General features: G+C 78.0%; 8 protein-coding genes. All 8 read right to left on the bottom strand.

Annotated elements, in window-relative coordinates:
- A partial coding sequence (locus OZ948_18700; GenBank protein MEB2346756.1) for a hypothetical protein occupies positions 1 to 1060 on the bottom strand: 1060 nt, incomplete at its 3' end.
- Positions 1057 to 2784, bottom strand: coding sequence for a VWA domain-containing protein (locus tag OZ948_18695; protein ID MEB2346755.1), 1728 nt, complete (start codon positions 2782 to 2784; stop codon positions 1057 to 1059). The genes OZ948_18700 and OZ948_18695, both read right to left, overlap by 4 nt.
- Entirely contained in the window at positions 2781 to 3998 is a 1218-nt protein-coding gene (locus tag OZ948_18690) for a VWA domain-containing protein (GenBank protein ID MEB2346754.1), read from the bottom strand. The genes OZ948_18695 and OZ948_18690 overlap by 4 nt, the downstream gene beginning before the upstream one ends.
- The gene (locus tag OZ948_18685) at positions 3995 to 4960 is read right to left on the bottom strand and encodes a hypothetical protein (GenBank protein ID MEB2346753.1); all 966 of its coding nucleotides are present in this window, start codon (positions 4958 to 4960) and stop codon (positions 3995 to 3997) included. Before OZ948_18685 ends, OZ948_18690 begins: the two co-directional genes overlap by 4 nt.
- Positions 4957 to 5922, bottom strand: coding sequence for a DUF58 domain-containing protein (locus tag OZ948_18680; GenBank protein ID MEB2346752.1), 966 nt, complete (start codon positions 5920 to 5922; stop codon positions 4957 to 4959). Before OZ948_18680 ends, OZ948_18685 begins: the two co-directional genes overlap by 4 nt.
- A gap of 10 nt (positions 5923 to 5932) precedes the next feature.
- Positions 5933 to 6904 (bottom strand): AAA family ATPase, encoded by a 972-nt coding sequence (locus OZ948_18675; GenBank protein ID MEB2346751.1) that lies wholly within the window; start codon positions 6902 to 6904, stop codon positions 5933 to 5935.
- The gene (locus OZ948_18670) at positions 6901 to 7422 is read right to left on the bottom strand and encodes an adenylyltransferase/cytidyltransferase family protein (GenBank protein ID MEB2346750.1); all 522 of its coding nucleotides are present in this window, start codon (positions 7420 to 7422) and stop codon (positions 6901 to 6903) included. Before OZ948_18670 ends, OZ948_18675 begins: the two co-directional genes overlap by 4 nt.
- Positions 7419 to 10157 (bottom strand): AsmA-like C-terminal domain-containing protein, encoded by a 2739-nt coding sequence (locus OZ948_18665; protein ID MEB2346749.1) that lies wholly within the window; start codon positions 10155 to 10157, stop codon positions 7419 to 7421. Before OZ948_18665 ends, OZ948_18670 begins: the two co-directional genes overlap by 4 nt.
- Positions 10158 to 10183: the final 26 nt, after the last annotated feature.

The raw sequence follows: 10183 nt of genomic DNA, 5'->3' as shown, positions 1-10183 counted from the left end.
GTCCGAGGCCTGCGCGCAGCGCCGCGGCGAGGGCGCGCGCGGCGGTGGCGTGGTCGCCGGCGGCGAGAGCCTGCTCGGCGTCGGCGAGGGCGGGTGCGGCGGCGCGCAGCGGCGCGCGCCGGCCGAGGAGCCGGGACGTGGCGCCGAGCACGAGCGCGCCGAGCCCGGCGATCCCGAGCAGGACGAAGGGCCACGGCGCGCACGGCGCCCCTTCGCCCGAGCGCCGCGCCGGCGACGCCGCGGGCGCGGGCGTCACCGCCCGCTCGCGCACCTCGGCGGCCAACCGCGGCCCGCTCGCCACGGCGTAGCGGCCGGTCGCCGGGTCGAACCAGGGGACGCGAGGTGCCGGCAGCTCGAGCCGGCCCGCCCGGTGCGGCACCAGGTCCCACACGAAGGTGCGTCGCGCACACAGCCGGTCGCCGGGATCGAGCAGCAGCTCGGGCTCGTGCGGGTAGACGTCCACCTGCGGGAGCGCCGGGTCGAGCGGTGGGGCGGCTGCCCACAGATTCGCTTCTCCCGTCACGGTGACGGCCAGCCGGAGCGCCTCACCGAGCTCCAGCACCTCGCGCGAGAGGTACGCGTGTACCTCCACGGGACCGACCACACCCGCGAAGTCGGGTGGCCGCCCGGGCTCCGGGAGCGCGATCGCGAGCAGCATCGCGCCCGGAACCGCCACCTCGCGTTCGCCGCCTGCGACCCGGCAGCCGACGCGACCCGGCGCGATCTCGATCGCGCCGGGCCGCACCGGGAACAGCGCGCGCCGATCCTCGGACACCACGTAGGCGTCCCCGACGTCTGCGATGCGTGGGTCCGGCGTCCGGCCCGGGAGCCATTCGGAACGCAGCGAGGGAAAGGAGAGCGCGCGCAGCCAGCGGACCTCCCGCACCGGCTCGCGGCGCAGCATGCGCGCGCGGAACAGGACCTGCTGGCCCACCCAGGCCCGCTCGGGCTCGAGCGACACCTCGACGCGACAGGGCGGGTCCTCCTGCGGGCGGGCCGGCGCGGGGATCGCCGCGAGCGAGGCTCCCTGCAGCAGGGCGGCCGCGAGCCGCCACCTCACCAGGCCACCGCCTGCCTGCGCTGCTGCCTGCGCTCGGAGCCGGCCTCGGCAGCCGCTCGTAACGCGGCGCCTGCGCTGTCCTGCACCTCGTCGAGCCAGCGTTCGACCTCGCGCTCCGTCAGCGAGGGCGCGAAGCGCGTCGCGGCCTGCACGCTCTGCTCGGGCGGCGCGCTCGGCGTCGTGCTCTCGTCCCCGCCGCGATCGGCGGCCCCGGGCGGTGTCGTCTCGTCCGGCGGCGGCTCGGGCTCCTCGCCGCCCTCCTGGCCCTGTCCCGCTGGGGGCGGGTCCTTCGCCAGCGCGCGCAGCGTCCACTCGAGGTTGAAGCGCGCTTCCGGGTCCTCGGGCACGAGAGCGAGCGCCTCGAAGAAGGCATCGCGCGCGTCCGCGAGCGCCCGCTCCTCGAGCGCCAGCACGCCGAGGTCGAACCAGGCGAGCGCCGCCAGCGCCGGATCGCGCGCCGTGAGCGCGGCGGCGCGCAGCGCCCGGGCCGCGCCCGGGCCGTCGCCCTGCTCGGCGCGGGCGACACCGAGCTCGAAGAGCAGCGCCGGATCGGCGGGTTGCTTGCGCAACGCCGCCTCGAGGCGGAGCACCGCGTCGGGGTCGGACTCAGGAGGCGCGTCCGTCGCGCCCGGGGCGGCGCCGGAGACCAGCAGGGCGAGCGCGGCACCAGCCGCCGCCGCGGCGCCGCGCCGGAGCGGGAGCGCCGGCCGCCCGCGGCGGCGGCCGAGCCCATCCGGGAGTCCGGTCCACTCGAGCCAGAGGAGGGCGAAGGCGAAGGCTGCGAACAACCCCGTTCGCACCGCCGGCACCCGGCGCGCGACGGTCTCGCCGGCGTCCACCGCGTCGCGGCGGATCGCCGCGATGGCTTGCGCCGGATCGATGGCGCCCCAGCGGTCGGCCACGAAGCTCGCTCCGTCGCTCGCCGCCGCCCACTGCGCGAGCCGGGCAGCATCGCGCCGCGACACGACGGGCCGGCCGAGGGCGTCGTGGAGCTGCCCGCCCCCGCTCGCGCCGTCCCCCGCCTCGGGCACGGCGGCACCCTCGTCGCTCCCGAGCGCGATCGCCACGAGGCGAACGCCGGCCCGCGCCAGCGCAGCCGCCCCGGCGGTGCCGCCGCCGGCCGGGTCCTCGCCGTCGGAGAGGACGACGATCACGCGCGGGCGCCGGCTCGCCTCCTCGAAGGCGGCGAGCGCCGCGCCGGTTCCCGCGCCCAGGTCCGAGGCGCGATCGCCGAGCAGCTCGCCGTCGAGCGCGCCGGTCAGCTCGGCGAGGGCGTCGTGGTCGGGGGTGAGAGGCGTGAGCAGGACACCCCGGCCGGCGAAGGCGGCGAGCGCGGCGCGATCGCCCGGCTCGAGCCGGGCGAGCAGCTCGATGGCGAGCTGGCGCGCGCGCACGAGCCGGCTCGGCGCCACGTCGGCGGCGTCCATGCTGCGCGAGACGTCGAGGAGCAGCACGACGTCGGCGCCCGAGGCGGACACCCGTTCGATGCGCTGGCCGAGGCGCGGACCGAGCGCCGCAGCGGTGATCGCGGCGAGCCCCACCAGCAGCGCGAGGTCGCGGGCGAGCCGCCGGGCGCCGACCACGCCCGGATCCCCGAGCAGCCGCTGCGCGCGCCGGCGTGCGCGCCACCAGGACGCCAGCACGAGGAGCGCTACGAGGGCGGCGCAGACCAGCGCGAGCGGCGCCCACTCGGGGTGGACGAGGCTGCGCTGCCATCCGCTCACGGGATCCGCCTCGCGAGCCCGCGCGCGAGCACGAGCTCGAGCGCGACGAGGCCCCCGGCGATCGCGAGCCAGGGCTCCGGCAGCGGGGCATGCCGGACGCGCGGCGGTGGGCGGCGCACCACGCGCTCGAGCGCGTCGATCTCGGCATACACGGCCGCCAGCTCCGCCGAGCTGTGGGCGGCGAAGAAGCGCCCCCCGGCGGCGCCCGCGATCGCCACGAGCGTCGTCTCGTCGAGATCGTGGCGCTCGAAGCGGAGGCTGCGGCCGCTGCCCGCGGGCGCCTGCATCGCCACCTCGCCGGTCGAGCCGATGCCGACCGTGTGGACCCGCACGCCGCGCGCCGCCGCGAGCGCCGCGGCCACGTCGGGCGGCACCGCGCCGGTATTGCTGCGGCCGTCGGTGAGCAGCACCACGACCCGGCCCAGCATGGCGCCCGGCGCCTGGCCCTCCGGGTCATCAGGCATGGCGCCCGGCGCCTGGCCCTCCGGGTCATCAGGCATGGCGCCGGGCGCCTGGCCCTCCGGGTCATCGGGCATGGCGCCGGGCGCCTGGCCCTCCGGGTCATCGGGCATCGCGCGCTCCGTGGGTGCGTCACGCCGCGGCATGGCTCCGCCCCGCGCCGGCGCCACGCGCTTCACCGCAAGCGCCAGCGCGTCGCCGAGCGCGGTCGCCCCGCCGGCCATGCCCGGCTCGGCGCGGGCCAGGGCTGCGGCGAGCAGGGTGCCGTCGCTCGTGAGCGGACAGAGCGTGAAGGCGGTCTCGCCGAACACGACGAGGCCCACGCGGTCGCCCTCCGCGGCTCGCTCGCGCGCGAAGCGCGCCACCACCTCGCGGGCCAGCTCGAAGCGCGTGTGCCATTCGCCGTCGAGCTCGGCGTCGAGCGCGCGCATGCTGTCGGAGGCGTCGAGCACCAGCACGAGGTCGAGACCCTCGCCGGGCGGGGGCGACGCGCGGTGCACGGTCACCGGCCCGGAGATCGCGAGCGCGAGTGCGGCCAGCGCCAAGGCGCGCACCGCGTGCCCGAGCCAGCGGGCACGGTCGGGGCGGGCGCCGGCGCCGGCGGCCTCGGGCCACGCGGGCCAGGGCAGGGCGTCCGGCGCGCGGCGCAGCGCGAGCCAGAGCCCGAGCGCGACGAGGCCCAGTCCGAGCGCGAGCCACGACGGGCGCGCCAGCGCGTCGAAGGCGAGCCCGGCCCGGGCCAGCCATTCCATCATGCGGCCTCGCGCGGGATCGATTCGGCGACCCAGCGTTGCGCGTCCCCGGCGAGCCGGCGCACGCGCGCCGCGGCGTCCGCCGCGTCCCCCGGCCGGAAGCGCAGCGCGTCGAGCTCCTGGAGCCAGGCCAGTGCCGTGGGCCAGCGCAGCGCCAGCGCGAAGGGCGGGGCGAGCGCCGCGAGTTCCTCGGTCGTACGGCACTCGATCGCGAAGCCCCAGCGGCGGGTCGCGTAGCGGCGCAGCGCCGTGGCACAGCGATCGGCGGCCTCACGCCAATCCGTGTCGGAAGCCCGGGCGGCGGCAGCCAGCTCGGAGAGCGCCTCCTGCCAGGGCGCGCCGGCCGCACGCGCGGCCGCCTCGGCGGCGCGCGCCGCGCGCGCGGCGGAACGGCGTCGCGAACGCCGCAGCAGCGCCACCGCCGCGACGGCCGCCAGCGCCGCCGCGGCGCCGCCGGCCGCCGCGACGAGCGGCGACGGACCCGGCGCACTGCCTCCGGGCCGCCGCAGGGGAAAGGGCACCAGGCGGTTCGGGAAGCGCGGCAGGATCGACACCACCTCGAAGGGGCGAGGCGCCGTTTCGAGGCGCGTGCGCTCTCCTTCGGGTCCGATCAGCTCGAGCGCGAGCGCGGGCCAGGTGCCGCTGCCGATCTCCCGCGCGCGCACCCGCAGCCGCGTGCGGTGCGTCCAGCGCTGGCCCTGCTTCTCGACGGGCAGCGCCTCGGCGTCGAGCAGCCAGAGCGGGCCGAGCGCGGCGGCGTCGGGCGGCGCCAGGGGACGCAGGGCATGGTCGGGGGGCGTCGCGACCGCGACCTCCACCACGGCGACGTCGCCCACGCGGAGCTGCGGCGGCTCGATCACGACGGTGGCCTGCGGTGTCGGCGGCGCCGCGGCACCCGCCTGCGGCCGCTCCTCGCCCGTGCACGCGAGCGCGAACGCGAGGAGCGCCACGGCCACGCGCCTCATCGCCAGGCTCTCCGGCGCCGGTCCACGCGGGTCCGGAAGAAGCGCGCCAGCGCGCGCAGCGGGTCTTCCGCGGTCGAGAGCGCGAGCACGTCGGCGCCTTCGCTGCGCAGGCGGTGGCGCAGCGCGACCCGGCGCGCCTCGGCGACGGCGGCGTAGCGGGCGCGTCGCCGCGCGCCGGTGCCGAGCACGCGCGGTGCCCCGCCGCGCTCGGGATCGACGAGCCGCAGGGTGCCGGCGGCGGCGAGCGCCCGTTCGCGCGGATCCTCGACCACGATCGACACCAGCTCGTGCCGCTCGGCGAGCGCGGCGAGCGGCGAGCTGCCGCCGCTCGCCACCGCGCGGGCCAGCGCCGGGTCGCGGAAGTCCGAGAGCAGCACGACCAGCGCGCGGCGCCGCGCCGCTCCGAGCGCCCAGCCGGCCGCGAGCCCCAGCTCCGTCGCGCCGCCCGCACGCAGCGACTCCCGCGCGATCGAGCGGACGAGCCGCCAGCCATGCAGCGCGCCGCGCGCGGGTGGCAGCGCGCTGCGCAGCGAGTCGGAGAACAGCGCGAGCCCCACCCGGTCCCCGGCTCGCCCTGCCGCCGCGGCCACGAGCGCCGCCGCGTAGGCGGCGCTCGCGAGCTTCGCCTGGCCGCTGCCGAACGCCATCGAGGCCGAGACGTCGAGCAGCACGAGGACGGTGTGGGCCCGCTCCTCGCGGAAGCGCTTCACCCACGGCTCGCCGCTGCGCGCGGTCGCGTTCCAGTCGATCGCGCGCACGTCGTCGCCGGGTGTATACGGGCGCAGCTCCTCGAACTCGACGCCGCCGCCCCGGAACGCGCTCGCGTAGCCGCCGACCAGCCAGCTCGTGGCCTCGCGGCGGCTGCGCACCCACAGCAGGCGCGCGGCGCGCGCGGCAGCCGCCGGGCCGAGCGGCTCCCCGCCCCCGGGTCCGCCCGCCGCGGCGCCGAGCCGCAGGTCCAAGGCGCCCGCCCTAGGGCGTCGGGACGGCGTCGAGGACGGCCTCGACCACCGCCTCCGGCGCGACCCCGTCGGCCTCGGCTTCGTAGGTGAGGAGCACGCGGTGGCGCAGGACGTCGGGGGCCACGCGCTTCACGTCGTGGGGGGTGGCGAAGTCGCGCGCGTCGAGGAAGGCGCGGGCGCGCGCGGCGCGCAGCAGGAAGAGCGACGCGCGTGGCGACGCCCCCACCGCGACCAGCCCGGCCGCCGGGCGCCGCTCGCCTGCCATCGCGACCCGCGCGCCGGCCGCGGCCGGGTCGCGGGTCGCGCGGACCAGCCGCACGGCGTAGTCGGCGACCGCGTCGGCCACGTGCACCGCGCCGGCCGCGGCGCGCAGCGCCTCGACCGCGTGGGCATCGGCCACAGCCGACACCGAAGTCGGCCGATCACCGGCACGCGCGGCGATCTCGAGCTCGTCCTGCGCCGAGGGGTAGGGCACCACCAGCTTGAGCAGGAAGCGGTCGACCTGGGCCTCGGGCAGCGGATAGGTGCCCTCGTGCTCGATCGGGTTCTGGGTCGCCATCACGAAGAACGGGGCGGGCAGGGGGAAGCTCTCCTCGCCGATCGTGACCTGGCGCTCCTCCATCGCCTCGAGCAGCGCCGACTGCACCTTGGCGGGCGCGCGGTTGATCTCGTCGGCGAGCAGCACCGGGCTGAAGATCGGTCCCTTGCGGACCGCGAAACGGCGCTCGTCGGGCAGGTAGATCGGGGCGCCGAGCAGGTCGCCCGGGAGCAGGTCGGGTGTGAACTGCACGCGCCGGAAGCCGAGCCCGAGCGCCTGGGCGAGCGCGCGCACGGCGGTGGTCTTGGCGAGCCCCGGTACGCCCTCGACGAGCACGTGCCCCCCGGCCAGCAGCGCCGTCAGGAGGCCCTCGAGGAGCGCCCGCTGGCCGATGACGACGCGGCCGACCTCGTCGAGCAGGCGTTTGACGGGCGCGTCCGTCATGGCTTCCTCCGACGTCGAGCGGCTGGATCCCGCGGTGGGAAACGTATCGCTTTCACGAGCGCGCTGGTCCGCACCCCCGGAACCTCGCGCAGCCGCACCACCCGCCCGCCCCAGCTCTCGACCTCGCGGCGGCCCACGATCGCCTCGAGGGTCCAGTCGCCGCCCTTCGCCAGCACGTCGGGCCGCAGCGCAAGGATCGTGCGCAGGGGCGTCTCCTCCGCGAACGGGACCACCCAGTCCACGCAGGCGAGCGCCGCCAGCACCTCGGCGCGCTGGCGCACGGGCACGATCGGGCGGCCGGGCCCCTTGCCGAGCGCGCGCGCGCTGGCGTCGCCGTTGACCGCGACGACCAGCCGGTCGCCGAGCGCGCGGGCCTGCTCGAGGCTGCGCACGTGGCCGACGTGGAGCAGGTCGAAGCAGCCGTTCGTGAAGACCACCCGCTCGCCGCGGCGCTGCGCCGCGCGTACGGCGCGCACGGCGGCGGCGAGCCCGATCACCTTGCGGCGCGACGAGGTCACGGGCGCGTCTCCGGGACGTCGAGTGGCGGCGTACGGCGCGCCGCCGCCTGCGGCGGACCTTCGGCGGGCGGGCTTCCGAGCAGCCGGGCGAGCGTCTCGACGCCCGAGCGCACGAAGCCCGGCACCCCCTCGGTGACGATCCCCATCGGGCCCGAGGCGAGCAGCGTCTTCGGCAGCAGGCGTGCCTGCGGATCGAGCCACGGGCCGGTCAGCGCGAACCAGGCGGCGAGCAGGTTGTCGTCCTTGCCGAGCAGCAGCCGGTTCACGAGCGGCACCCGGCTGATCACGGCGTCCAGGCTCTTGAAGAAGTACACGCCGACCACCGCCTCCACCGGATACGGGGCGTCGAGCACGTTCACGCGGCCGTTCCCGACCAGCCGCGCCGCCGGGCCGACCAGCGAGATCGACTCGCCGCGCACGAAGCCGCGCTCGAAGGCGAAGGCGCCGTCGATCTCGTCGTAGGGCAGGACCTTGCGCGAGCGGAAGGGGTTGAAGGTGTCGCTCGCCGCCGCGATCGCGAGCAGCAGGTTCATGCGCTGGTTGATCTCGCCGTCGCGCAGCTTCGCGCTGACCGGGCCGACGAGCTCGCGCAGGATGTTCTCGCGCGGGATCAGCTTCGCGGACAGGTCGCCCGAGAGATGCGCGGTGCCCGTCATGGCGCTGCCGTCGAGGCCGAGATCGGTGAGCAGGTCCGGGACCGAGCCGCCCTCGATCCGCAGCCGCCCCGAGGCCGGGACGGAGTCGCGCCGATCGAGCGCGAGGTCGACCTCGCCGACCAGCCGCCCGCGCGGCAGCAGCGCGGCGTCGCCCTCGCGGATCTCGCCGCGGGTCCCCTCGATGCGCACGCGCCCGCGCACCTCGCGGGCGCGGAAGGGTCCGAGTCGGCTCAGCTCGACGCGGAAGCCTCCGCGTACCCAGGCGTCGGGGTCCGCGGGGTCGAGCGGAGGCGAGCCGCCGGCGCTCGCCCGGGCGGTCACCTCGATCCGGCCCGGCGGAGCCCCGGACTTGCGCGCCCGCCCCTCGACCCGCGCCGAGCCCCACCAGGCGTCGGTGATCTCGGCGTCCCAGCCGAAGGGGACCGGCAGCAGCACGGCCCGCAGCCCGGCGATCGGCCGCAGCAGCGCGGGGTGCTCGATGCGGCTCGCGGTGATCTCGGCCTGCTGCCAGCGCGAGGGTGTGCCCGGCTTGCGGTCGCCCTGCACCCAGGCGTCGAGCGTGAACCAGCCCGGGAGCGGCGGCACGGGATCCGGGAGCCGCCCGCCGGCCAGCGAATCCAGCACCGCGCGCAGGCCCGAGATCTCGAGGTCGAGGGCCGGCAAGGGCTCGCTCCCGAGCCTGCCGCGTACCTCGTCCAGCTCGAGCCGGTCGCGCGCGTAGACGAGCCGGCCGCGCAGTGACCCGAGCGGCTGGCCCTCGCCGAGCCGGGCGCCCACACCCGTGACGGCGAGCTCGATCGAGCAGCCTTCGGGCCAGGCGCCGACGGGATCGGCGCGGGCGGCCTGCCACTGGGCGCGCGTGACGCCGGCACAGCGCAGCGCCCAGCGCTCGACGCGGCCCGCGGTCAAGGCGTCGGCCGCACGCCGGGCGATGGGCTGGCCGCTGGCGCGCAGCCAGCGCCGGACGGTCTCGATCTCGAGGGGCTCACCGTCGGCGGCGAGATCGAAGGTCGCGCCGTCGGTGAACGGCCGGGGGAGGCGCAGGCTGCCGTCGAGGCGCAGCGGCCCGAGCGCCAGCACCACCTGCTCGGCGCGGAGCGCGCGTGGCGTGAGCGCGACGACGCCGGAGGCGCGGGCGGTCGGGAGCGCGAGCTCCCGCCGCTCGCGCTCCGGGCCGAGCCGGGCGGACCCGCGGAGGTCGAGGCCCAGCAGCTCCGCTTCGAGGCGCTGGCCGCCGCCGTCGCTGCGCCAGGCGAGGTGCACGCCGAGCCGGCCCGCCAGTGCGAGCTCGGCCTCGTGCGCCGGCTGCCAGCGCGCGAGCCAGGGGCGGAGTGCCGCGAGGTCGAGATCGGCAAGCGCGAGCTCGGCATGGGGAGCGCCGAGTGCGGGCAGCTCGGCGTCGAGCTCGAAGCGCCCGCGGTCCACGCCGGCCTGGACGAGCCGCCCGCTCGCGGCGAGCGAATGGCCTCCGACGAGCGGCGTGCGGTGGAGCGAGCCGTCGAGCCCGCGCAGGCCGGCATCGGCGAGCGCGGCTCCTGCGGGCGCAGCGCGGTCGAGCCAGTGGACGGCGGCATCTTCGAGGGTGATGGCAGGAAGCGCTCCCGCGGCCTCGCGCAGTGCGTCGATCGCCGCGGGCAGGTCGCGCGCCGGGGGGCCGGACCGCGCGCCGATCGGATCGAGCAGGCGCTGCAGGGCCCGCGGGTGGAGCGTGCCGTCGGTGTCGCGGAGCAGGGTCGCGCGCAGGCCGCTCACCTGCACGCGGGCCACCCGGAAATCGCCCTGGGCGATCCGCCGCAGGTCGAAGCCCACCCGGACACGCGCCGCGAACAGCGCCGCATCCGGGGCTCCGGCGTCCGGCAGGGTGCGGACGTCGCGGGCCTCGAGGGCGGGCCCCCAGGCGAAGGCGGCGTGGACGGAGCCGACCCGGACCGGTCCGATCCGTTCGGAGAGCCAGCGGCCGGCGAAGCCGGCCAGGCGCTCGGGCGCGTAGCGCGCAGACACGAACAGGCCTGCCAGCGCCGCCGCGAGCAGGACCACCACTACCAGGGCGGCGAGCGTGAGGGGGCGGACCAGCTTCACGGGTTTCCGAGCTTCCTCCGGCCCCC

Source organism: Deltaproteobacteria bacterium (genome assembly GCA_035063765.1).
Classification (GTDB): Bacteria; Myxococcota_A; UBA9160; order UBA9160; family PR03; genus CAADGG01.
The sequence above is the reverse complement of the archived record's forward strand: the minus strand, read 5'-3'. Positions and strand labels throughout refer to the sequence as shown.

Bases quoted from the DNA above. Each gene is read 5' to 3' on its own strand.
- OZ948_18690 (MEB2346754.1), bottom strand. From the start codon at position 3,998: ATGATGGAATGGCTGGCCCGGGCCGGGCTCGCCTTCGACGCGCTGGCG.
- OZ948_18685 (MEB2346753.1), bottom strand. From the start codon at position 4,960: ATGAGGCGCGTGGCCGTGGCGCTCCTCGCGTTCGCGCTCGCGTGCACG.
- OZ948_18675 (MEB2346751.1), bottom strand. From the start codon at position 6,904: ATGACGGACGCGCCCGTCAAACGCCTGCTCGACGAGGTCGGCCGCGTC.